This is a genomic window from Streptomyces sp. Wb2n-11 (assembly GCF_001049855.1).
Taxonomy (GTDB): domain Bacteria; phylum Actinomycetota; class Actinomycetes; order Streptomycetales; family Streptomycetaceae; genus Streptomyces; species Streptomyces altiplanensis.
Map to the genome: position 1 here is coordinate 4,471,343 of NZ_CVPB01000001.1, position 21,741 is coordinate 4,493,083.

Below are 21,741 nucleotides of genomic sequence, written 5' to 3' on the forward strand. Positions count from 1 at the left end.
CCGCTTGCATCCGTTCCACGATAGCCGTCAAGAACCGTTCGCGGAGCAGGGGTTGACAAGACGGATGGCGCGCACCAGGCCCGTAAGCTGGGGCGTGCCACCATGGCATATGCCGGGGTCAAGGTTTTCGAACGGACCGCGAGGTCAGAGCACCGCGCCGAGGAACTCGCGCGTACGTTCGTGCTCCGGATCGCTGAAGATCTTCTCCGGGGGACCGGACTCGATCACCCGGCCCGCGTCGAACATCAGGACGTCGTCGGAGATGTCCCGCGCGAAGTTCATCTCGTGCGTGACGCAGAGCATGGTGATGTCGGTCGTACGGGCGATGTCGCGCAGTACGTCGAGCACGCCCGCCACCAGCTCCGGGTCGAGCGCCGACGTCACCTCGTCCAGCAGCAGCACCTGCGGGCGCATGGCGAGGGCTCGCGCGATGGCGACCCGCTGCTGCTGGCCGCCGGAGAGCTGGGCCGGCTTGGCGTCCTGCTTGTCACCGAGCCCGACCAGGTCGAGCAGGCCCTTGGCGCGCTCGGCGGCCTCGTCCTTCGACATGCCCAGGACCCGGACGGGGGCCTCGGTGACATTGCGCAGGACGTTCATGTTGGGGAAGAGGTTGAACTGCTGGAACACCATGCCGATGTTCTTGCGCACCTCCCGGACCTCCTTCTCGCCCGCCGGGAAGAGCTGCCCGCCGTTCACCCGGATCACGCCCTCGTCGGGCTTCACCAGGGTCATCAGCAGCCGCAGGATCGTGGTCTTGCCGGAGCCGGAGGGACCGATCAGGGTCACGTGCTTCCCGGACTGCACCGAGAAGCAGAGGCTGTCCAGGACGGTGTTGTCGCCGAACCGCTTGGTGACGTCGTCGAAGCGGATCAGTTCGTTGGGGATCGGGTCAGCGGACAAGACGGCGCTCCAGGGCTCGCATGAGAAGAGAAGCCGGGTAGGCGATGAGGATGAAGGCGACGCCGACGACGGTCAGCGGCTCGGCGTACTGGAAGGTCTGCGCGCCGGCCAGCCGCCACTGCTGGAGCATCTCCATGACGCCGATGGCGGCGAGCAGCGGGGTGTCCTTCAGCATGGAGATCACGTAGTTGCCGAGCGCGGGCACGATCCGGCGGATCGCCTGCGGCAGGATCACCGCGAACCAGGTGCGGGAGACCGGCAGGCTCAGTGCCGTGGCCGCCTCCCACTGCCCGGCCGGTACGGCGTCGATGCCGGCCCGGTAGACCTGTGCGGTGTACGTCGAGTAGTGCAGCCCGATCGCGAGCGTGCCGGTGACCAGCGCCGAGGCCTGCACGCCCCACTCCGGCAGGACGAAGAAGAAAAAGAAGAGCTGCACCAGCAGCGGGGTGTTGCGGATGAACTCGGTGACGGTGTTCACCGGCCAGCGGACCCAGCGCGGCCCTCGGTAGCCGATCGCCCAGACCAGGCCGAGCGTGAACGAGATCAGCGAACCGAACGCCAGGACCTGGAGCGTGACGAGCACGCCGTCCCGGAACGCCGGCATGAAGTCCGCGACCGCGGACCAGTCCCAGGTGTTCATCGCGCACCTCCGGCGGGGGCGGTGATGCCGATGCCGGCCTTGGCCCTGCGCTCCAGCACGCGCATGCCCCGGGTGAGGGCGAAGGCGAGCACGAAGTAGATCACCAGGGTCACCGAGTAGATCTCGGCGCTCTCCTGGGTGGCCAGACGCACCAGATAGGCGGAGAACGACGTGTCGGCCACACCGAGCAGCGACACCAGCGCCGTGCCCTTGAGCAGCTCGATCAGCAGGTTGTTGAAGGGCGGGATCATCTCGGGCACCGCCTGCGGCAGCATGATCAACCGCATCCGCTGCCAGGGGGTGAAGCTGAGCGCGATCCCCGCCTCGCGCTGGGCCGGGGTCACCGAGTTCAGCGCGCCGCGCACGACCTCGGCGCCGTACGCCCCGTACGAGAGCCCCAGCGCCAGGACGGCCGACCACATCGGGACGAGCGCCCAGCCGAAGAGGATCGGCATCACGAAGAACAGCCAGAACATCAGCACCAGCGCGGACGTGCCGCGGAAGACCTCGGTGTAGAAGCCCGCCAGGAAGCGGACGAAGCGCGAGTGGTGGGTGCGGGCCATGCCGATGCAGAACGCCACGACGGCGGCCAGGGCGGCGCTGTACACCGTGAGCTGGAGGGTGATCCAGATGCCAGGAATAACCCAGTTGGTCCACAGTCCGGCTGTCATGCGCACAGCTCCTCTGCGGTCATCGTGGTCATCTCCGACTCGGTGAAGCCGAACGGCCGCAGGATCCGGAAGAGCTCGCCGCTCTTCTTCATCCTGTGGATCTCCTCGTTGAAGGCGTCGCGGAGCCCGGTGTCGGTCGGCCGGAAGGCGAAGCCGCCGCCGTCGATCTTCTTCTTGCCGTCCACGACGGGCGCGAAGGGCTTCGTCGCCTCGGCCTTCGTGCTCTTCCTCACCACGTTCCGGCTGGTGAGGGCGGTGCCCGCGAAGACGTCGACGCGGCCGGACTCGACGGCGTTCAGGCCCGCGACCGGGTCCTGGAGGATGACGATCTCCTTGCGCGGGATGCCCGCGGCGACCGCGTAGTCGATCTCGGCGTAACCGGTGCCGGTGGCGAGCCTCGCCCTGGCCGCCACCACGTCCTCGTAGGAGCGGAGGTTCTTGGGGTTGCCCTTGCGGACGATGAAGGAGTCGAGCATCTGGTACTCGGGGTCGGCGAAGACGACCTGTGCGCAGCGGTCCCTGTTGATGTACATCCCGGCGGAGACCACGTCGAACTGCTGCGAGTTGAGGCCGGGTATCAGTGAGGAGAAGTCGGTCGGCGAGGGCTGCACGCCGGGCACGCCGAGCCGCTTGAAGACCACCTTCGCCAGCTCCACCGCCTCGCCGGTGAACGCGCCCTGCTCGTCGATGTATCCGTACGGGGCCTCGCCCGCGATCCCGAGCCGGACGGTGCCCTGGGACCTGAGCCGGGCGAGCGTGTCGCCGGACGGAACCTTGCCGCACCCCGCCGCGCCGAGCGCTCCTGCGGCGCCCAGAGCGGCCGTGCCGAGCAGGAGCGAACGCCTGCGTATCAAGGGTCTTGCCGTATTGCCTGAGTCTTTCCCCGGTGGTGAAGCCATGGGCGCGCGGCTACCCCACTCCAGACAAGGTATGCCGGTCAATTCCGGCCGTCGGCGCCCCTGGCGGGGCGGGGCGCCCTTGACCCGCCGGGGACATGACCGACTGATTCGTGGAGGTATCGCTCGACAGGCGCGGTGTGCGCTGCACCGCGAAACTCCTGGACGACCGGGCGCCGGTCACCTGCGAGGCGGTGTGGCAGGCGCTTCCGCCGAACGGGGACGTCTGGTGCGGGCCCTGACCGCGGTGGCGCCCGAAGTCGTCGCGTACGCCCGTACGTCGGGGAGCTTCGCCGGCGGATTCACCGGCGAACGCGCCGTGTGCGCGGCGATGACCCGGGCCGGGGAGCTGCCCTCGGTCACCACGTCCGGCGCGCTGCCCGACGCGCTCGGTGAGCTGGGGGCGCGGCGGGTCGCCCTGGTCACCCCGTACACCGAATCGGTGACGAGTGCCCTGGGGGGATGTCTCGCCGAAGCCGGGACAGCGGTCACGGGACGCGCTTTCCTCGGACTGACCCGGCACATCCGGAAAGTCCTCTGCCGGGATGTGGTGGACACGGCCGGACAAGTGGTGGTGGGGGCGGCCGACTGCCTCTTCACCAGCTGCGCCAACCTGCCGACGTACGACGTGATCCCGCAGCTGGAGGCCGAGCTGCGGATGCCGGTGCTCTCCGCCAACCAGGTCACGATGTGGTCCGCGCTGCGGCGGATCGGGGCGCGCGCCGTAGGCCCGTACCAGCAGCTGCTCACCGACGGGGCGGCACAGGTGCCCGAGCCCGCGCCGGCGCCGGCGCCCGAGCAGCCCCGGCAACAGCGACAGGAGGGATGGTCGTGACAGCGGTCGGTTTTCTCCACCCCGGACACTCCGCGGAGGACGACTACCCGCGGATGGAGACGCTCGCTCGACAGCGATGTGCGGCTGGCCGTCGTGCACACCGACACCGGTGAGGACGCGCACCGCGTCGACGCCCTCCTGGAGACGGGTTCGCCCGCGCGCCTCGCGGCCGGGGTGGAGGAGCTGCGGCCCGCGGGCGCGGAGGCGGTGGTGTGGGCGTGCACGAGCGGCGACTTCGTCTTCGGCCCGGACGGCGCGCGGGACCAGGTCGGCCTGCTGGCGCAGGCGGCCGGCCTGCCCGCCTCCGGCACGTCGTTCGCCTTCACCCACGCGGTACGGGACCCGGGCGCCGCCCGGGTCGCGGTCGCGGCGACGTACCCGGACGACGTGACGGCGCACTTCACCGGCTTCCTCGAAGCGGCGGGCACCGAGGTCGTCGCGGCGCACGGCAGCGGCGTCGTCACCGCTGCCGGGGCCGGCACGTGGGGCCGGGACGAGGTGCTGGGACGAGGTGCTGGCGCTGGCCCGCGCGGGCGACCGTCCGGACGCGGAGGCGGTGCTGCTGCCGGACACGGCGCTGCACACGGCGGGGTACCTGACGGAGCTGGAGGAGACGCTGGGCAAACCGGTCCTCACCGCGAACCAGGTCACGGTGCGGGAGGGGCTGCGGCTGGCGGGGCGGCGGGTGCGGGCGAAGGGGCTCGGGGCGCTCTTCGCCCGTGAGGACCGGAACGCACCTCTTTGATCCGCTTTGATCCGCACGGTCCGGTGGGGTGACCGCCGTGGCGCGCGCCGGCCGCCTCCCGCTCCGCTACTGCCGCCCGCGGCACAGTGGAGGCATGGACACAGACGGCAAGGGCCTTCTCGCCCGGGCGCGCGTGGCGACCAGGCTTCCCGCTCAGGACCTGGACCGGGCGCGGCGTTTCTACGCCGAGCGGCTCGGCCTGCGGCCCGTCGACGAACGGCCCGGCGGACTGCTGTACCGGTGCGAAGCCGCGGAGTTCGTGCTGTTCCGGTCGACGGGGGCCTCGCCCGGCACCTTCACGCAGATGGCCTTCGAGGTCGACGACGTCGAGGCCGTCGTCTCGGAGCTCAAGCGGCGCGGCGTGGTGTTCGAGGAGGTCGACGTGGACGGGTTCCGGACCAGGGACGGGATCGCCGAGATCGACGGGAACTACCCGAGCAAGGGCGCCCGGGGCGAGCGCGGCGCCTGGTTCCGTGACAGCGAGGGGAACGTGCTCGGCATCGGCGAACCGGTCGTCTGAGCGACCGGACCCCCGCCCGGGGAATAAGCGGAGCCCCCCTCCTGTTGTTGCCTCCGTCGTACGTACCGCACTCAGGAGGACACACCGGTGGACGCGATTCGAGGCACGGCGAGCGCAGGCGCGCCGGTACCCCTTTCCGTACTCGACCTGGCGACGGTGGGCAGCGGAACCACCGCCACCGAGGCCCTGCGCACCAGCGTCGCCATCGCGCGCCAGGCCGAGAAGCGCGGCTTCCACCGCTACTGGGTCGCCGAGCACCACTCCATGCCCGGCGTCGCCAGCTCCTCCCCGGCCGTGATCCTCGCCCACATCGCCGCCCACACCGACCGCATCCGCCTCGGCTCCGGCGGCGTCATGCTGCCCAACCACGCACCGCTGGTCATCGCCGAACAGTTCGGCACGCTCGAAGCCTTCGCCCCCGGTCGCGTCGACCTGGGACTGGGCCGCGCCCCCGGCACCGACGGCGCCACCGCGGCCGCGCTGCGCCGCACCGACCGCCTGAACGAAGGCGCCGACGACTTCCCGCAGCAGCTCGCCGAGCTGACCCGGTTCCTCGACGACGACTTCCCCGACGGCCACCCGTACGCCCGCATCCACGCGATCCCGGGTCCGGTCCAGGGACCGTCGGCCCGCCCGCCGATCTGGCTGCTCGGCTCCTCCGGCTTCAGCGCCCGCCTCGCGGCCACGCTCGGCCTGCCCTTCGCCTTCGCCCACCACTTCTCGGCGCAGAACACCATCCCGGCGCTCGACCTCTACCGCGAGTCGTTCCGCCCCTCGGCCGTCCTCGACGCCCCGTACGCCCTGATCGGCGTGTCGGCCCTCGCGGCGGACGACGAGAAGGAGGCCCGCCGCCAGGTCCTCACCGGCGCCCTGTCGATGATCCGCCTGCGCACCGGCCGCCCGGGGCTGATCCCGACGCCGGAGGAGGCCGCGGCGTACCCCTTCAGCTCCATGGAGCGCGAGTTCGTCGACAGCTGGCTCGGCAACGTCGTCCACGGCACCCCGGACGAGGTCCGCACCGGCCTCGACGACCTGGCCAAGCGCACCGGCGCCGACGAGCTGATGATCACGGCAAACGCCCACGGCGGCGACGCCCGCCTGCGCTCGTACGAACTCATCGCGGACGCGTACGGCCTGCCCCGCGCGTGACCTCCCCGGCGGTCGCCGTCAGACCCGCTGCGGGCTGACGGCGATCATCGCGGCGATCCGCTCGGGGCGCACCGCCCGCGAGTACAGCCACCCCTGTCCCGTGTCGCAGCCGATCCTGCGCAGCCGCGCGGCCTGCCCGGTCGTCTCCACGCACTCGGCCGTGACGGTGAGCCCCAGCCGGTGCGCGAGCTGCACCATGGCCTCGACGATCGTCTCGTCGGCCGGGTTCGCGTGCGCCTCGTCCTGGAAGCCGCGGACGAAGGACCCGTCCAGCTTGAGCACCGAGACCGGGAGCCGGCTCAGATACGCGAGGTTCGAGTAGCCGGTCCCGAAGTCGTCGATCGCGATGTGCACTCCCATGTCGCTCAGCGCCTGCAACGCCTGGAGCGGCCGTCCCGCCGAGCCCATCACCGCGGACTCGGTCAGCTCCAGCTGCAGCAGGTCCGGCGCGAGGCCCGTCTCGGCGAGGATCCCGGCGACATCGGCCACCAGGTCGGAGTCCCACACCTGGCGGACGGCGACGTTGACGCTGACGAAGATCGGCGGGGTGCCCGGGTGCTCGATCTGCCACTGCCTGGCCTGCCGGCAAGCCGTCCGCAGCACCCAGCGGCCGAGCTGGACGATCGAGCCGTCCTCCTCCGCGATGGGGATGAACCGATTCGGTGCCAGTGTGCCGAACTGCGGATGCTCCCAGCGGACCAGCGCCTCCACCCCCCGTACGCCGCCGCCCTCCAGGTCCACCAGCGGCTGGTACTCCAGCGTGAACTCCCCGCGCTCGACGGCCGGACGCAGCGTGCTGGACAGGGCCTGGCGGGTCATCCGGTGGGCGTTGCGCTCGGGGTCGAAGAGCGTCCAGCGGGCCTTGCCGTCCGCCTTCGCCCAGTACAGCGTCGTGTCCGCGGCCTGCATCAGAGCGGTCGCCGTGGTCCCGGCCGCGGCCCGCTCCACGACCCCGATGGACGCGGACACCGCCAGCCGCTGCCCGGCCAGGTCGAAGGGGAGCTGAAGGGCGGTCAGCGCGGCCTGGGCCAGGTCGGCGAGCTGCTCCGTGCCGGTGGAGTCCTCGACGAGCAGCGCGAACTCGTCACCGCCGAGCCGCGCGACCAGATGGCCGCCGGTCCGGGCGTAGCCGTACTGCTCGGCGCACCGGGTCAGCCGCGAGGCCACGGCGGTCAGCAGCCGGTCGCCGATGCGGTGGCCGAGGGTGTCGTTGACGGCCTTGAACCCGTCGAGGTCGAGGTAGCAGATGCCGATCCGGCCCGTGCTCCCGTTGTCGTACGCCGCGTTCTCCAGCGCGGACGTGAGCCGCTCGAAGAACAGCGTGCGGTTGGGGAGCCGGGTCACCGGGTCGTGCATCTGGAGGTGGCGCAGCCTGGCCTGGAGCTCACGCCGGTCGCTGACGTCCGCGACCGAGAGCAACGCCGTGCCGCTGCCCGGTACGGGCGTCATGGTGATCTCGGCCCACAGGGACCGCCCGTCGGGGTGCTTCAGCCGGCGGGTGCAGCGGAAGCGGGCGCGCCGGCCGGCGAGGACCTCGCGGTAGGCGTGCAGGTGGCGGGCGTCGGCGGTGAGGTCCAGGAGGTCCGCCGCGCCCCGCTCGCGCAGCCGGCCGGCGTCCGTGCCGAGGAGCCCGGCGAGGGAGGGGTTGGCGGTGACGACGAGTCCCTCGCGGTCCACGACGGCCATGGCGAGGTGCGCGGCGTGGAAGGCCGCCCGGTAGTCCCGCAGCTCGGACGCGGAACGACCAGATTCATTACACTGTGTGACTGTCGGTCGAATGGTGTGGGGGGCCGAACCGGGTCCTTCGAAGGTTCCGCTCACCGCTCGCTCCCGCAGGGCATTGATCGCTTCCAGGTGTCGTCGGGGTCGGCGGCGGGGTGGAGAACCACCGCCCGGGGCGGATTCCATGCAGGAAAGTGTGCCGATCATAGAGGCTGCCGGGACGGCCGGGCCAGCTACGCCACCGTGACGCGGCGCACCTGACGTCCGCGGACGATCGTTTCTGCACGTGCGCGCCTTGTGGTGTTCCTCCGCGACCGTTTGTGACTTTCCGTGATGTCTCCCGGGGTGTCGGGCTACGGATGGGGCGTTGGAGACCCTGTCACCCGTGTGGGGTAGTGGAACAGGGCATACCTCATAAAAACGCAACAATGTGGGTGGGGCGTCCCGTACTTACGCACCCGGAGGTCGACGTGGTCCGTCAGCAGGCACCCGGGGGAGCCGACCGGTCCCGCCGGTGCCGGCGCGAACGCCTGCGCCGTACAGCCGCGGTGTTCACCTCCCTCACGGCGCTCGTCGCCACCTCCCTCGTCGCGGGCCCCGCCGTGGCGGCGCGGGGCGAGGGGCCCTGCGTGCTGGCGCGCACCACGGCGCACCATTCGCTGGGTCTCGACAGCTGGAACCCGGCCTACCCGCGCCCCCTGCGCACCCTCGACGCGGTCATGATCTTCCTGGCCTTCCCCGACTCGGCGCCCACGCTCACCCCGGACGAGATCGCCGCCGACTACTTCCCGGCCACCAGTGACTTCTTCCGGCAGGCCTCGTACGGGAAGTTCACCCTGCGGCCGCACCCGCAGAGCGAGTGGGTCGAGATGCCGCGGGACTCCACGGCGTACGGCATAGAGCGCGACTGGGACGCCGGGCACCGCACGGCCTACCTGGGCGACGCGGTGGCCGCGGCCGACGACCGGGTCGACTTCGCGCGGTACGACATCGTCTATCTCGTCGCCGACCCGAACGCGCCCGGCGTGGACTCCGACGCGACGAAGGTCGTCAACTTCGACCGACCGCTGCGGGCCGACGGCCGGGACATCAAGCGCATCGTCACCGTCTTCGAGCAGCACCCGCCCGACCGCAATGTGCTGGCCCACGAGACCGGCCACGTCTTCGACCTGCCCGATCTCTACCACCGGCCGGTGGACGGCAAGGGCGACTGGGACACGTACGTGGGGGACTGGGACGTCATGGGCAGCCAGTTCGGGCTCGCGCCGGAACTCTTCGGCTGGCACAAGTGGAAGCTGGGCTGGCTGGATCCGCAGCAGGTGGCCTGCGTGCCGGGGAGCGGCGAGACCCGCCTCACCCTGGAGCCGCTGGCGGCCGACCCGGCCCGGAGCGGGGAGGGCGGCACGCGGCTCGCGGTCGTACGCACCGGGGAGGACAGCGCTCTGGCCATCGAGGCGCGGAGCGGGTCCGGCAACGACCGGGCGCTGTGCACGGAGGGCGTACTGATCTACCGGGTGCGCAACGGACCCGCCTCGGGCGGCGGGCCGATCGAGGTGGTGGACGCCCACCCGGACAGCGAAGCGTGCTGGGACCGGTCGGTGTACCCGCCACTGGCGGACGCGCCGGTGCAGGAGGGGGAGACGTTCACGGTGCCGGGGGAGCGGACGAGAGTGGAGGTGGCGGACCGCGGACGGTCGGGGACGTGGACGGTGCAGATCACACCGGACGCCTGACCGCCCGGCGGTCAGGCGCGGGCAACGGAAAGGCCCCTCGCTTCCGCGAAGGGCCTTTCCCGTCTGTGCGCCGCCAGGGACTCGAACCCCGGACCCGCTGATTAAGAGTCAGCTGCTCTAACCAACTGAGCTAGCGGCGCCTGCTGACGTCGTAGACCTTAGCACCCTGATCGGCGGGAGGAAAAATCGATATCCGGGACTCCGCGTCCCGGTCGGGGCGGGCCGCCCGTACGCACGCCCAGAGCACCGCCTCGGCGCCCGGCAGCCACGGACGGCGGACGTCGGGGGCGACCAGCCAGCGTGGCCCCGCGCCGGCGGGAGCGGTGACCGGGGCGCTGAGCGGGGGGACGGTCACCGCGTCGCCCGGGCCGTGGCACAGGACCGACGGTACGGCGCCCTTCCCGCTCTCCTCGGCGGTACTCCCCGTTCGGCCCCACTCCTCCCAGGTGAGCAGCGACGGGAGCCGCTGGGCGGTACCGGGGGAGGTGAAGAGCAGCATGCGGCCGCGGTGGACGGCGACCGGACCCGAACCCGGCCCGTCCGCCCATAACCGGTCCAGCATCCGGCGGCCGAGGACCGCCGGGACGCTCACGACGTCGAACACGGAGCCGCAGGGCAGGACGCCGGGATCGGTGGGGCGGGCTTCCCACAGCGAGAGGGTGCTGCGCGGGTACGCGGCGGCGGAGGCGAGCCAGGCGGCGCCGGCGGAGGTGACGTGGGCGGGGGTGCTGGAGTGCGCGTACGGGGAGACGTCGTTTCGCTTGCAGGCGGTCATGCCACCTACGTCTACCGACAGGAACTGCTCCGCCCCGAGGGTTCGGGGAAACCGGGACAGGGAAGGGCGGCGGGCGGTATCTTGCGGCCCGGCATATGCCATGAGTCTGTGACGGCCCGAAGGGCGAAACCGCCGCGTCCGCTGCGGCTCCACGGAGACTGCGGCTCCACGGAGGCTTCGGTCCTACCTACGGAGGCTTCGGTCCTACGGCAGTTTCGGGCCGCGGAGCAGGTCGCGGCCGAACTCCACCATCTTCTTGGCGTAGTCCTCGGTCCAGTCCGCGCGCCGTGCGATGTCCGCCGCCGTCAGCCGGTCGAAGCGCTTGGGGTCGGCGAGCTGAGCCGCGGCGATCGCCTGGAACTCGACGGCCCGGTCGGTCGCGGTCCGGAACGCCAGCGTCAGTTCCGTGGCACGTTCCAGCAGCTCGCCGGGGTCCTCCATCGACTCCAGGTCGAAGAAGTGCTCGGGGTCGGCGGCTGCCTCCGAAGGCTCGAAGAGCAGCGGCGCGGGGCGCAGCCGCCGCTCGGTGCGCTCGGGTTCCGCCATGGGTTTTCCTTCCCTTTTCGGCCACGTGTGCTCGATGGCCACGGTCCATTGTCCCGGACCGCGCAAGTACGCCTCGGGCCCCGGCCCGCGGCCCTGGTCTACGGCCGAGGCCGGTACCGGACCCGGTGCTCCGCCAGGTGGGCCAGGACCGCGTGGTTCGCCTCCCAGCCGTCCGGGAACTTGACCGTGACGCCCAGCTGGACCGGCTCCGTCGAAGGGTGCTCGTCGAGCAGGTCCGCGACGCCCTCCCGGCACACCACGACGCACGCGTGCCGGTGGCGCGACGCCAGGACGCACAGGCGGCCCGTCTCCAGGTGGAACGCCGTCGCGTCGGGCCGCCCCGACAGCGGGTGCAGCACCACCGTCACATCGAACTCGCGGCCCTGGAGGCGGTTCGCCGTGTCGACCGCGACACCCGTGACGCCGAGGCCGGCCAGTGCAGCCCGGACCGCCGCCGCCTGGTCGCGGTGGGCCGTGCCGACCGCGACCCGGTCCGCCGTCAGCGGGACCGGGTCGGGGGAGCGCTCGCTGACCGCCGCGCCGCCCCGGTCCAGGAGGCGGCGTACGACCTGGGCCACCGCCCCCACGGCCTCGGGGTCCGTGCGCGGGGTGTGCCGGGCCGGGAGTTCCAGCAGGCCCCAGCCCGAGGCGGCCGCCTCGTCCAGCACCCGGTCGGGGCCCGAGCCGTCGGACGGGACGCCGAAGGCGAGGCGCCGGTCGCCGTGGCCCGTACCGCTGCGGAAGGGCGTGTACGGGTAGAACGCGTCGGAGACCAGCGGCGCGGCCGAGGCAGGGAGCCGCCAGGACACGGGCAGGCGGTGCTGGGGCAGCTCGGGGTTGTGGGCGAGCAGGGTCGAGACCGCGCTGGCGGACGGGTCGTAGGAGAGCCCCGCCCACTGGTCGGCGCCGACGATGGAGAACGGGTCCAGCTGGCCCGGGTCGCCGACGAACAGCGCCCGCTCGAAGAGCCCGGCCACGGCGAGCAGTGCGTCCGAACGCATCTGGTACGCCTCGTCGACGATCGCGTGCGTCCACGGATCCGCGGTCTTCACGTGCGCCCACTTCGCGGCCGTCGAGATGACGACGTCCAGCCCCGCGAGGTCGGCGGCCTTCGCCGACTTCCGTACGTTCGCGAGGTCGTCGAGGGCCTTGTCGTACGGGTCGGTGTCGCTGCTGTGGAGACGGCCGACCGGGAGGTCCGGCTCCTTCTCCGCGAGCCGCAGGACCAGGTCGTCGACCTGGGCGTTGGTCTGCGCGACCACCATCAACGGCCGCCCCGCGGCAGCCAGTTCGAGTGCTGCCCGCACCACGAGCGTCGACTTGCCCGCGCCGGGCGGCGAGTCCACGACGACGCCGCGGTCCGCACCGTGCAGTGTGTCGTGGAGGATCGCCGCGGTCGCGCGGGCGGCCTCGGCGCCGGGGTCGAAGCGCGGCGCCCCGGCGGAGGGGGGACGGGTCACAGGAGGTCCTCCGGGGTCACGGGGTCGGGGCGCTCGGCGCTCGCGCCCGGCGGGCCGCCGTGGGTCCAGGGCGTCGCCTCCGGGTCGGGCAGCTGAGGGCCGCCGCGCTGGTCGTGCTCGAAGAGCGTCCAGCAGACGTGCTCGCCCTTCTCCGGCACGGACCCGGGCGCCGGCTCCTTGCCGCGGCCCATCTTGTCGGTCACCCGCAGCACCAGGACACCTTCCTCCTCCTCGTACCGCACGAACTCCGCCGTCTGCGGCCTGCCGTCCAGCGAGCGGTAGACCTTGGTGCGCCCGCCCAGGTGCGGGGCGTCGTCCGTGCGGACGGTGACCAGGGGGCGGGGGCCCGGCCGTCTGCCCTCGCTCATGGTCATCACCACGTCCAGGACCTCGCTGGTGAACGCCTCGCCCGTGAGCCGCCGCCCGGCCATCACCAGCGGATCGTCGAGCGCCTCCTGCGCCTCCAGCTGCGCCTGCGCGGTCTCGCGGGAGGCGAGCTTCTGCGCGGCGGTCACCGCGTCGTCGCGCCGGGGCTGCGGCGGTTCCCCGGCCCGCACGCGGTCGCGGTGGCCGGTGTACGACCAGCGGTCGCGCGTCCAGCGGTCCGCCGCCCGCGTTCCCTCCGGCAACTCCCGCAGCAGGTCGAGGCCGCGCCACACGGCCTTCCAGGTGGGCAGCATCTGTCCGGCGAGCAGCTCGCGGATGTGCCGTTCGGCGGCGGCCAGTTCACCGAGGCGCGCGTCCGCCGCGAGGCCGTCCTCGGCGGCGGCGAGCGCCTTGCGGGCCCGGTCGTAGCGGTCGATCGCGGGTGCCAGCAGTGTGTTGTCGAACACCGGGTCGGTCGCGGGCCCGGCCGGCGGGCACACCAGCTGCCCCTGCCCGTCCCGCTCCAGCTCCGCGCGCAGGGCGGCCTCGGCGCCGGATCCGTCCGGACGTCCCGCGGAGCCCGGATCGATCCAGGCGAGCAGCGCGCCCAGGTGCTGGTCCTCCAGGCCGGACTGCCCGGTCGCCCAGTGGCGGCCCAGCAGATCGGTCGCCGCGAGGAGGAGCGAGGACCCCGGCACCCGGGCCCGCTCGCCGTAGTGCGTCAGCCAGCGGCCGAGCAGCGGGATGTGCGGGGGCGCGGGGTAGGGCGTGTCCGGATCCTGCTCGGCCGTGCGCCGGAAACGCGTCGACCGCCCGAGCAGCCGTACGTACTCGATGCCCGCCCGGCTCGGCACGATCAACTGCGGCGCGTCCCTGCACAGCTCGACCTCGACCTTGACCCGCTTGCCGGTCGCGGGGTCGGTCTCGCCCCGCTCGGCCGGTTCGACGTCGTCGGCGTACCCGTCGATGTACGGCAGGACGGCCTCGGCGAGCTCCGCGAGGAACGCGAACCGCAGATCGCGGTCGCGCGGCTGTGTCACCGCGAGGAGCCGCGGCGCGTCCCGGTCGGTCCCGACGAGCGCCCCGAGCGGCGCACCGGCCTCGCCTGCGGTCGTCAGCGGTACGAACACCATGGGCCGGTCGGACAGATGCCGGTGCCGGACGGTGGCCAGCGCCTGGGCCCGCCCCGTCCGTACGGCGTCCAGCCGCGCGAGTGTGCTGATCAGCGACACGCCGCCCCCTCCGGCGCTCCGGACGCGGCCAGCGCCTGTGACCGCAGCGCCGCCGCCCGGCGCAGGGCCGCCACCGTCGGATCGGCCGGATCCCCCGCCGTCCCCTCCGCCGCGGCCAGGACCTCGCCGATCGTCGTCAGGCCGCCGAGCTCGCCGCGCACACTGCGGCCCAGCGTCTCCACCGTGCCCGCCGCCCGCGCCTTCTCGCGGCAGTGGAAGGCCAGCTCGCACGCGGCCAGGCACTCCGGGGCGTACGCCGCGCCGACCGATTCGACGGCCGCCGCCAGCTTCTCCGCCGGCTGGTCCACGGCGAAGGTCGTGCCCTCGGGGAGCGCGGCGGCGAGGTCTTCGACGCGGGACAGGCGCTCCAGCTGGCGCCGGGTCACCGACCGCTGTTTGCGTACGTCGACGGCCGACGCCGCCGGCAGGTTGGAGAAGTCCTTGGGGCAGACCAGCAGCACCGAGTGGCGCACCCGCGCGTCCGCCACCTTCGCCGCGACCCGCTCCAGCGCCAGGACGTACACCGCGGCCTGGCGGGCGGCCGCGCCCACCTTCGCCGCGTCCGCCGAGCCGTCGATCATCGGGAAGGACTTGATCTCCACGACGGTCCAGTGCCCGTCGGGGTGGACCACCACCGCGTCCGGTTCCAGGTACGCGGGCGAACCCGCCACCTCCAGGGCCAGCAGCGGGTGGTCGAGCAGCGTCCAGGCCGCTGCCGCCGTGGCCTCGCGCAGGGCCAGGGCCGTCCGCGCGGCCCGGCCCTCGGGACCGGCCGCCGCCAGGTCGGGCACACGCGTCCCGCCGGGGGCGGGGGGCTCGCAGCCGACGCCCATGCGCTCGTACAGCAGCCGCATCAGCTCCGTGCCGCCGTCGGCCTTGACCCGGGCCTCGAACGCGTTGCCGCGCATGAAGGCGAACTGCGACTGCCCGAATCCCGACGGGGAGCCGAGCGCCGCGGCGAGCGCGGTCTTGTCCACCCCCGCGCCGTCGAGCAGCGCGCGCCGCTCGCAGCCCGGGTTGGCGGCGAGCGCCGCCAACGCGCGCGCGTCCAGGGGCAGTGGCGCGACGGACGGGCCGCGCAGTTCAGCGAGCCGCTGCCGCAGTGCCGTCGCCGGTTTCGGCGCCGTGCTCTGCGGCGGTATGTGCGGATGCACCTGCGGAGGTGTCAGTTCGTGTCCGCTGCCCAGGAATTCGCTCACCCGCGGAAGTCTCGCATCCGGCACTGACAACGCCACCGGAAACACTGGACTCCACGGCGCCCGCCACCGGGGCGAACCGGTCCCGCACCCGGTCGGCCAGTCGTACGAACGGCCTGGTCAGAGCCAGTCCAAGGCTCATCACGGCAGCGCCGGCGACCGCGTCGAGAAAGTAGTGGTTGGCCGTCCCCATCACCACGAAAGTGGTCAGCAGCGGATACGCGGCGCCGAGGAATTTCATCAGCGGCGTACGTCCGTGCCGCCACAGCATCACCCCGCACCACAGCGACCATCCGACGTGCAGGCTCGGCATCGCCGCGTACTGGTTGGTCATCGAGCCGAGCCCGCGCGGCGCGCTCGCCGCGTCGCCCCACCAGCCGTACGCGCTGTACTGCGCCATCGTGTCGACGAAGCCGTGCCCCGCGTCGAGGAGGCGGGGCGGGCAGGTCGGCATCAGCGTGAAGCCGACCAGGCCGAGCACGGTCGAGAGCATCAGCCAGGTGCGCGCGGCCCGGTAGCGGGCGGTGCGCCGCCTGAAGAGCCAGACGAGGATCGCCGGGGTGACGAGGTAGTGCAGTGACGCGTAGGCGAAGTCGGCGGGTATCCCGAGCCAGGCGTGCTCGGTGAAGAGCCGGTTGAGGGGGTGCTCGGCGTTGAGACGCAGGAGCTTCTCGACGCGCAGGATCGCCAGGCCGTGCGCGACGGCCGTCGCCTCGTCACCGCGTACGAACAGCCGGCCGCCGGTGTAAGCCGAGTAGACGACCACGATCAGCAGCAGCTCGGTCCACCAGCGTGGCTTTCCGCGGGGCGCGGTGTCCTGCATCCGAACGCTCTCCATTTGTCTGATGTGCGGCCTACGGGCTGTCTGGCCACCCTTTCAACCGTACGGTGTACGAGAACACGTGTGCGCACCGGGTGCGTGAGTACAGGGACGTCGGGATCGCCCGGCAGGTTGCCCCTCGAAGGCGTGCGCGATGATGGTGCGGGCGGCCCTTCCCGCCCGTATCACGCCGTTCCTCGCACCGTCAGGGAGACATCGTCATGGCACCGCGCATCCTGCTGGCCCGGCACGGACAGACCGAATGGTCGCTGTCCGGCAAGCACACCGGCAGGACGGACATCCCTCTGCTCGACGAGGGCCGCCGCGGCGCGAAGCTGCTCGGCGAGCGTCTGGACCGGGCGCCGTTCGGCGGCCTCCCGGACGCCGAGGTGCGCACCAGTCCGCTCCTGCGGGCCAGCGAGACCTGCGAGGTCGCCGGGTTCGGCGCCCGCGCGCAGGAGTGGGACGCGCTGATGGAGTGGGACTACGGGGCGTACGAGGGCATGACCACCCCCGAGATCCAGAAGGAGCGGCCCGACTGGGTCATCTGGCGCGACGGGGTGCCGGACGGCGAGACGCTCGCGGAGCTCTCCGGCCGCGTGGACGAGGTCGTCGCCTGGGCGCGCTCGGCCGACCGCGACGTGCTGGTCTTCGCGCACGGCCACATCCTGCGCGCGCTGGGCGCCCGCTGGCTCGGCCTGGACGTCTCGTTCGGCGCCCGTATCCGGCTGGACCCGACGTCCCTGTCGGTCCTCGGCTGGGCGTACGGCGACCCGGCGATCGAGCGCTGGAACGAGACCGGCCACCTGACCGCCTGACCGCGCGCCGGGGCCGCGGCGGCCGGGGCCGCACGGTTCAGGCGCCGCGCGGCGTCCTCGCGCTCGCGTGCCGGGTCAGGAACGGAGCCACCGACGGCGAGCGGCGGTGCGGCAGCAGGACGCGCGTCGTCGCGGTGAGCATGGTCTGGATACGGGACGACTGGACCTCTTCCAGGAGATCCAGTACGTCCTGGCCCACCGCGGCCGCCTCGTCCGGCGCCCCGGCGCGGGCCAGGTCGTCGGCGAGTTCGGCGCTGTAGAGGGCCAGGTTCCGGGTGAAGTGGGGGTCCTGGAGCGACGCCGCGCGCCGGGCGTGCCGGGCGGCGCGCGACCAGTCGCCCAGGGCCGACCAGCACTGGGCCTCCAGCCCCTCCAGCTCCGCCTCGCCGAAGAAGCTCATCCACTCGGGATCCGCCTGTGCCGTACCGCGTTCGAAGAGGGACTTGGCGCGGCCGATCGCCTGTTCGCAGCCCGTACGGTCACCGAGCCCCGCCCAGCCGCCCGCCTCGCGCAGGGTGAGCAGCGAGAGCAGCCGCGGCGAGGCCACGTGCTGCGCCGCGCGCTGTCCCGCCTGGGCCGCCCGGACCGCCTCGCGCGGCCGGCCCGTGTCCCGTGCGAGGAACGCCGAGTTGCTGAACGCGTGGGCCTCCAGCGCGGGGTCACCGGCCACCCGGGCCGTCGCGAGCGCTTCCGCGTAGTGCGAGCGGGCGTCGTCGAAGCGGCCCGAGTCGTGCGCGAGCCAGCCCACGGAGAGAGCGAGCTCACCGGCGCCGGCGTGCAGCCGGTCGGCCATCGACCTGCGGGACGTCGTGCTCGCCTCGAGCAGGGCGTAGGCGGTCCGGAGCGGCTGCGCGGCCCGCTTGTACAGGCCGTCGGCGCCGTGCCGGTCGTCGAGCAGCCGGATCTGCCGCACCGCGTCCTCCACCGCCTTGACCTCGGCCTCGCCGAGCCGGCGGTGCGCGGCGGCCGGCGTACCGGCGGCGTCAGCTGCACCGGAGGCACCGGAGGCGCTCGGCGCGGTGCCGAACCCCAGGGATACGGCCGCCACGGTGGTGGTGCCGCTCGTCATGAACGCGCGACGCAGCACGTCGCTCTCCTCGTCGCTGTCGCTGTGGGTCGTGGTGGTGCGCGCCCCCCTGCCACGTACCGTTTCGCGGGCCGAGAAGCCCAGGTCCGCCAGCGTCAGGCCGGGGAACATGTACAGGAAGACGCGTTCGTACGCGTAGTTGGGACAACGGATCTCGCCGGCTTCGACGCGCCCGATGTAGCGCGCGTCGCACGCGACCTGTTCACCGATCTCACGCGCCGCCCTGCGGACGGCGGCGGCGAATTCGGCCGGTGAACGGGACCCTCGCAGGCGGCGGAAGTCGTTGTTCGGCATGGCCAGGACCTCCCGCAAGGTTCGCGTGCTTCAGCGGAGCAAAAACGTACCCGCTGTGACGACTTGAACACACGCTGTTCCGCTACAAACGGGATATCTCACCCACGATCTGCCATGAACTGCCATCCTTTGCGGCGGCGCGGCGCCGTAGCCGTTGACGCTTTCGCGCGTTGGAGAATGAGGAGCGGGAGCGCGGTTCCCGTTCGAGCGAGGAGGGTTCCCTTGTTGGAGGCCGACGTGGAGATCAACGGCTCAAGGACAACGGCTCGGCACAGGCCCACCCAGGACTTCAGCGCCGGCCCGCCGGCGGCGGGAGGAACTCCCGTTGTCCCTGATGCCGAACCGTGCGACCTGGTGACGGTCCCGGTGCGTCAGGGCCTCGAAGCGGTGGACATCATCCGCCGCGCCTCCGCCCCCGCCGTCGGCCCCGTGCTGCACGACGGCTCCTGCGCCACCCTCGGCTTCCTGGTGCCCCCCGGCACCGCCGACGGCTGGGACATGCCGGGCAGCGCCTGTACGCAGACGGCCGGACGCGGCCTGCGCCTCCCGGCGGACCTGACCGGCGGCACCGGGGCCGACGCGCGGCCCGTGGTTCCCGAGCCGCCCGTCAGCGGCACCGGCTGGCTGCTGCCGCCCACGGACACGGGGCCGGTCACCGACCCTGCGGTGCTCAGGGCCGCACTCGGCGAGGCGGCCCGGCTGATCGAGGCGGCCGACCGGGTCCGTTGAGCGGATCGAACCGATACTGGCTGTGTGGCAAAGAACAACAGACGGCGCGAGCGCGCCGCCCCCGAGCCGGTCGTCGAGCACGTCGACGGCGGACTCGCCGAACTGATACCCGACCGGGACCGGCCGCGCGGCTGGACCCTCCTCATCGACGGTGCCCCGCAGTCCCACGTGGACCTCGACGACCCGTCCCACCTCGACTTCGCGTACCAGCGCAGGCTCGGCCACATCGCCGATCTCACCGCCCCGCCGGGACAGCCCGTCCACGTCCTGCACCTGGGCGGCGGCGCCTTCACCCTGGCCCGTTACGTCGCCGCCACCCGGCCCCGCTCCACCCAGCAGATCGTCGAGGTGGACGCGGCGCTCGTTCAACTGGTGCGCAGGGTGGTGCCGCTGGACGCCCAGGCCCGTGTCCGGGTCCGCTCCCTCGACGCCCGCGCCGGGCTCGGCAAAGCCGCGGACGGCTGGGCGGACCTGGTGATCGCGGACGTGTTCAGCGGAGCCCGTACGCCCGGGCACCTCACCAGCACCGAATTCCTCGCCGACGTACGCAGAGTGCTGAGGCCCGGGGGCTTCTACGCCGCCAACCTCGCCGACGGTCCGCCCCTCGCGTACCTGCGCGGCCAGATCGCCACCGCCGCCGCCGTCTGGCCCGAACTCGCCCTCGCCGCCGATCCGGCAGTGCTGCGCGGCCGGCGCTTCGGCAACGCGGTGCTGCTGGCGTCGGACCGTACGCTGCCCATCGCCGAGTGGACCCGCCGCATCGCGACCGACCCGCACCCGGGGCGGGTGGAACACGGCCGGGAACTGGCCGACTTCACGGGGGGCGCGGCCGCCGTCACTGACGCGAGCGCGCGGCCCTCACCGGAGCCGCCGGCGTCCGCCTTCACCTGACCGGGGCCGGACGGCCGGGAGCGGACGACCCGGATCGATTGACCCGGATCGAACGACCCGGATCGAACAACCGGGATTGAACGACCCGGATCAGGACTTCACGATCTCGACCGCCGGCTCGTGGCCGTGCCAGGTGCAGAGGACCGAGACCGCGGCCGCGCCCGCGGTGAACTCCTCCGGGATCCACGACGGATCCTTCCAGACCTGCATCGACCAGCCCGTCGCCGGCGTCGCGGAAACCAGCTTGGCGGAGGCATTCCCCAGGTCGAAGGTCACCCGGCCGCCCTCGGTGGTGTAGCTCTCCACTCGGCTGTCCGCGGCCGCCGGCGGACGCGACGACGGTCAGGCCCGGCGTACGCGTCCCCGAGGAGGGGCGGCCGGAACTGCGCTCCGCCGCCGCCGCGTTCAACTCCACGGCCGACCAGGTGGTCCAGCTCCTCGCCAACGAGCGTGAACTGGCTGCGGACCTGTCACATCGGCTGCGGACCCCGCTGACGGTGCTGCGCCTCAACGCGGCCTCGCTCGGCGAAGGGCCGGCCGCCGAGCAGACCAGGGCCGCGGTAGAGCAGCTGGAACGCGAGGTCGACACAATCCATCCGTACGGCGCGCGAACAGCGGTCGCAGGGGCCGGGACACGGGCTGGGGCACGGGCTGCCGGGACCCGGCGCGGGCTGCGACGTGTCCGAAGTCGTACGCGAACGCATGGACTTCTGGTCGGCGCTGGCGGAGGACGAGAGCAGGAAGGTGCGTCTCGCGAGTGTCGACCGTACGGTACGCATCCCGGTCTCCCGGCCCGAACCGGCCGCCGCGCTCGACGCGTTGCTCGGCAACGTCTTCCGCCACATCCCCGTGGGAACGGCCCTCTCGGTGGACGTGCACAACGACGACGACGCCGTCATCGTTCTCGTATCGGACGCGGGCCCGGCATCTCCGACCCGGAGGCGGCGCTGGTGCGCGGCAACAGCGGGGGCGGGGGCGGATCCACGGGCCTCGGCCCGGACACCGTGCGGCGGGTCGCGGAGCCGACGGGCGGGGACGTACGCGCCGGGCATTCGGCGCTCGGCGGTACGGAGGTCCGCATCTGGACCGGCCTCGCGCGGCCCTCGCACGGCGGTGCCCGCGGCGGATGGGGAACGGCCGGCCCCGGGGGGCGTGCGGACTGCTCAGCCGGCGGCGGCGTACACCCGCGACGCGAACTCCGCGATCTGTTCGTCGCTGAGGTTCTTGGCGAGGTTGGCCTCCGTGATCATGCCGACCAGCTGGTGGCCTCCCGCGACGTCGATGACCGGGAGACGCTTGATCTGGTGCGTTTCCATGGTCTCCAGGGCCTCGCCGGCGTCCGCGTCGGCGTCGATCCAGTGCACGTGCCCGCTCAGCGTGCCGGCCTGCACCGTCGCCGGGTCGACGCCTTCGGCGCAGCACTTCACGACGATGTCGCGATCGGTGATCAGGCCGGTGATCCTGTTGTCGTCGCCGCAGATGGGCAGACAGCCGACATTCAGATCACGCATCATCTGCGACGCCTCGAACAGCGACTGGTGCGCACCGACGCACTGCACGCCGCCGGTCATGATGTCGCGAGCCTTGAGCTGCTTGTTCATAGCCATGATGTCGGGGTTCCTCCCGCGCTCGGGACGTGGTTTTCTCCTCCATCGATGACAACACGGATGGCGTACAGCCGCCCCTCGGCGGGGTCGCGGCGGTTCACGGAACGAG

Annotated in this window: 19 protein-coding genes, 1 tRNA gene and 5 pseudogenes; 10 read left to right on the top strand and 15 right to left on the bottom strand. The window is 72.6% G+C overall.

The window, feature by feature from the left end:
• Positions 1-144: 144 nt before the first annotated feature.
• The 4 genes from ehuA to ehuB are packed head-to-tail and all read right to left on the bottom strand — an operon-like array spanning position 145 to position 3,110.
• A complete protein-coding gene (gene ehuA, locus BN1555_RS20335; RefSeq protein WP_093800712.1) occupies positions 145-900 on the bottom strand; it encodes an ectoine/hydroxyectoine ABC transporter ATP-binding protein EhuA in 756 nt (251 codons plus the stop codon).
• A complete protein-coding gene (gene ehuD / locus BN1555_RS20340) occupies positions 890-1,540 on the bottom strand; it encodes an ectoine/hydroxyectoine ABC transporter permease subunit EhuD (RefSeq protein WP_093800713.1) in 651 nt (216 codons plus the stop codon). The genes ehuA and ehuD overlap by 11 nt, the downstream gene beginning before the upstream one ends.
• Positions 1,537-2,211 (bottom strand): ectoine/hydroxyectoine ABC transporter permease subunit EhuC, encoded by a 675-nt coding sequence (gene ehuC, locus BN1555_RS20345; RefSeq protein ID WP_093800714.1) that lies wholly within the window; start codon positions 2,209-2,211, stop codon positions 1,537-1,539. The genes ehuD and ehuC overlap by 4 nt, the downstream gene beginning before the upstream one ends.
• On the bottom strand, positions 2,208-3,110 hold the full coding sequence (gene ehuB / locus BN1555_RS20350) for an ectoine/hydroxyectoine ABC transporter substrate-binding protein EhuB (RefSeq protein WP_093800715.1): 903 nt from the start codon (positions 3,108-3,110) through the stop codon (positions 2,208-2,210). The genes ehuC and ehuB overlap by 4 nt, the downstream gene beginning before the upstream one ends.
• Positions 3,111-3,220: 110 nt before the next feature.
• Here ehuB and BN1555_RS20355 point away from each other — a divergent pair.
• The 5 genes and pseudogenes from BN1555_RS20355 to BN1555_RS20375 form a co-directional block, all read left to right on the top strand.
• A pseudogene (locus BN1555_RS20355) lies at positions 3,221-3,337 on the top strand (DUF3830 family protein); the annotation flags it as partial.
• Positions 3,337-3,942, top strand: a pseudogene (locus BN1555_RS20360) (decarboxylase); the annotation flags it as partial. The pseudogenes BN1555_RS20355 and BN1555_RS20360, both read left to right, overlap by 1 nt.
• Positions 3,939-4,687 (top strand): annotated as a pseudogene (locus BN1555_RS20365) (decarboxylase). The pseudogenes BN1555_RS20360 and BN1555_RS20365, both read left to right, overlap by 4 nt.
• 94 nt (positions 4,688-4,781) lie before the next feature.
• Positions 4,782-5,207 (top strand): VOC family protein, encoded by a 426-nt coding sequence (locus tag BN1555_RS20370; RefSeq protein WP_093800717.1) that lies wholly within the window; start codon positions 4,782-4,784, stop codon positions 5,205-5,207.
• Between the two features lie 87 nt (positions 5,208-5,294).
• Positions 5,295-6,356 (top strand): LLM class flavin-dependent oxidoreductase, encoded by a 1,062-nt coding sequence (locus BN1555_RS20375; protein ID WP_093800718.1) that lies wholly within the window; start codon positions 5,295-5,297, stop codon positions 6,354-6,356.
• A gap of 18 nt (positions 6,357-6,374) precedes the next feature.
• On the opposite strand, the gene BN1555_RS20380 is transcribed toward BN1555_RS20375, so the two are convergent.
• The gene (locus tag BN1555_RS20380) at positions 6,375-8,042 is read right to left on the bottom strand and encodes a putative bifunctional diguanylate cyclase/phosphodiesterase (RefSeq protein WP_255306109.1); all 1,668 of its coding nucleotides are present in this window, start codon (positions 8,040-8,042) and stop codon (positions 6,375-6,377) included.
• 506 nt (positions 8,043-8,548) lie between these two features.
• Here BN1555_RS20380 and BN1555_RS20385 point away from each other — a divergent pair.
• Positions 8,549-9,811: a M6 family metalloprotease domain-containing protein gene (locus tag BN1555_RS20385; protein WP_255306110.1), complete on the top strand. Its 1,263-nt coding sequence runs from the start codon at positions 8,549-8,551 to the stop codon at positions 9,809-9,811.
• A gap of 66 nt (positions 9,812-9,877) precedes the next feature.
• Here BN1555_RS20385 and BN1555_RS20390 read toward each other — a convergent pair.
• From BN1555_RS20390 to BN1555_RS20420, 7 genes are all read right to left on the bottom strand, one after another.
• Positions 9,878-9,951, bottom strand: a tRNA-Lys gene (locus BN1555_RS20390).
• Positions 9,942-10,586 (bottom strand): hypothetical protein, encoded by a 645-nt coding sequence (locus BN1555_RS20395; protein ID WP_093800720.1) that lies wholly within the window; start codon positions 10,584-10,586, stop codon positions 9,942-9,944. Before BN1555_RS20395 ends, BN1555_RS20390 begins: the two co-directional genes overlap by 10 nt.
• 204 nt (positions 10,587-10,790) lie before the next feature.
• The gene (locus BN1555_RS20400) at positions 10,791-11,132 is read right to left on the bottom strand and encodes a hypothetical protein (RefSeq protein WP_093800721.1); all 342 of its coding nucleotides are present in this window, start codon (positions 11,130-11,132) and stop codon (positions 10,791-10,793) included.
• Between the two features lie 98 nt (positions 11,133-11,230).
• Positions 11,231-12,592 carry an AAA family ATPase gene (locus tag BN1555_RS20405; RefSeq protein ID WP_093800722.1) on the bottom strand — a complete coding sequence of 454 codons (1,362 nt, stop codon included), beginning with the start codon at positions 12,590-12,592 and terminating at the stop codon, positions 11,231-11,233.
• On the bottom strand, positions 12,589-14,190 hold the full coding sequence (locus BN1555_RS20410; protein WP_093800723.1) for a hypothetical protein: 1,602 nt from the start codon (positions 14,188-14,190) through the stop codon (positions 12,589-12,591). The genes BN1555_RS20405 and BN1555_RS20410 overlap by 4 nt, the downstream gene beginning before the upstream one ends.
• On the bottom strand, positions 14,181-15,344 hold the full coding sequence (locus BN1555_RS20415; RefSeq protein WP_255306442.1) for a hypothetical protein: 1,164 nt from the start codon (positions 15,342-15,344) through the stop codon (positions 14,181-14,183). Before BN1555_RS20415 ends, BN1555_RS20410 begins: the two co-directional genes overlap by 10 nt.
• A complete protein-coding gene (locus BN1555_RS20420) occupies positions 15,274-16,209 on the bottom strand; it encodes a phosphatase PAP2 family protein (protein WP_369688988.1) in 936 nt (311 codons plus the stop codon). The genes BN1555_RS20415 and BN1555_RS20420 overlap by 71 nt, the downstream gene beginning before the upstream one ends.
• A gap of 218 nt (positions 16,210-16,427) precedes the next feature.
• Here BN1555_RS20420 and BN1555_RS20425 point away from each other — a divergent pair, with 218 nt between their 5' ends.
• Positions 16,428-17,024 (top strand): histidine phosphatase family protein, encoded by a 597-nt coding sequence (locus BN1555_RS20425; protein ID WP_093800725.1) that lies wholly within the window; start codon positions 16,428-16,430, stop codon positions 17,022-17,024.
• Between the two features lie 37 nt (positions 17,025-17,061).
• Here BN1555_RS20425 and BN1555_RS20430 read toward each other — a convergent pair whose 3' ends face one another.
• On the bottom strand, positions 17,062-18,405 hold the full coding sequence (locus BN1555_RS20430; protein WP_093803528.1) for an NsdA family TPR-like regulatory protein: 1,344 nt from the start codon (positions 18,403-18,405) through the stop codon (positions 17,062-17,064).
• A 237-nt stretch (positions 18,406-18,642) separates the two neighbouring features.
• Here BN1555_RS20430 and BN1555_RS20435 point away from each other — a divergent pair, with 237 nt between their 5' ends.
• Positions 18,643-19,134: a hypothetical protein gene (locus tag BN1555_RS20435; RefSeq protein ID WP_176710294.1), complete on the top strand. Its 492-nt coding sequence runs from the start codon at positions 18,643-18,645 to the stop codon at positions 19,132-19,134.
• A 24-nt stretch (positions 19,135-19,158) separates the two neighbouring features.
• The gene (locus tag BN1555_RS20440; protein ID WP_093800726.1) at positions 19,159-20,025 is read left to right on the top strand and encodes a spermidine synthase; all 867 of its coding nucleotides are present in this window, start codon (positions 19,159-19,161) and stop codon (positions 20,023-20,025) included.
• A 90-nt stretch (positions 20,026-20,115) separates the two neighbouring features.
• Here the strand turns inward: BN1555_RS20440 and BN1555_RS20445 are convergent.
• Positions 20,116-20,334: pseudogene (locus BN1555_RS20445) on the bottom strand (hypothetical protein); the annotation flags it as partial.
• Between the two features lie 47 nt (positions 20,335-20,381).
• On the opposite strand from BN1555_RS20445, the pseudogene BN1555_RS20450 reads away from it, so the two are divergent.
• Positions 20,382-21,119: pseudogene (locus tag BN1555_RS20450) on the top strand (ATP-binding protein); the annotation flags it as partial.
• 69 nt (positions 21,120-21,188) lie between these two features.
• Here the strand turns inward: BN1555_RS20450 and BN1555_RS20455 are convergent.
• A complete protein-coding gene (locus tag BN1555_RS20455; protein WP_176710295.1) occupies positions 21,189-21,626 on the bottom strand; it encodes a CBS domain-containing protein in 438 nt (145 codons plus the stop codon).
• Between the last annotated feature and the right edge of the window lie 115 nt (positions 21,627-21,741).

Excerpts from the sequence above, each read along its gene's own strand:
- BN1555_RS20420 (WP_369688988.1), bottom strand. The coding sequence starts at position 16,209 with ATGCAGGACACCGCGCCCCGCGGAAAGCCACGCTGGTGGACCGAGCTG.
- ehuD (WP_093800713.1), bottom strand. The coding sequence starts at position 1,540 with ATGAACACCTGGGACTGGTCCGCGGTCGCGGACTTCATGCCGGCGTTC.
- BN1555_RS20370 (WP_093800717.1), top strand. The coding sequence starts at position 4,782 with ATGGACACAGACGGCAAGGGCCTTCTCGCCCGGGCGCGCGTGGCGACC.
- ehuC (WP_093800714.1), bottom strand. The coding sequence starts at position 2,211 with ATGACAGCCGGACTGTGGACCAACTGGGTTATTCCTGGCATCTGGATC.
- BN1555_RS20425 (WP_093800725.1), top strand. The coding sequence starts at position 16,428 with ATGGCACCGCGCATCCTGCTGGCCCGGCACGGACAGACCGAATGGTCG.
- BN1555_RS20430 (WP_093803528.1), bottom strand. The coding sequence starts at position 18,405 with ATGCCGAACAACGACTTCCGCCGCCTGCGAGGGTCCCGTTCACCGGCC.
- ehuB (WP_093800715.1), bottom strand. The coding sequence starts at position 3,110 with ATGGCTTCACCACCGGGGAAAGACTCAGGCAATACGGCAAGACCCTTG.
- BN1555_RS20400 (WP_093800721.1), bottom strand. The coding sequence starts at position 11,132 with ATGGCGGAACCCGAGCGCACCGAGCGGCGGCTGCGCCCCGCGCCGCTG.
- BN1555_RS20380 (WP_255306109.1), bottom strand. The coding sequence starts at position 8,042 with ATGGCCGTCGTGGACCGCGAGGGACTCGTCGTCACCGCCAACCCCTCC.
- BN1555_RS20395 (WP_093800720.1), bottom strand. The coding sequence starts at position 10,586 with ATGACCGCCTGCAAGCGAAACGACGTCTCCCCGTACGCGCACTCCAGC.
- BN1555_RS20455 (WP_176710295.1), bottom strand. The coding sequence starts at position 21,626 with ATGAACAAGCAGCTCAAGGCTCGCGACATCATGACCGGCGGCGTGCAG.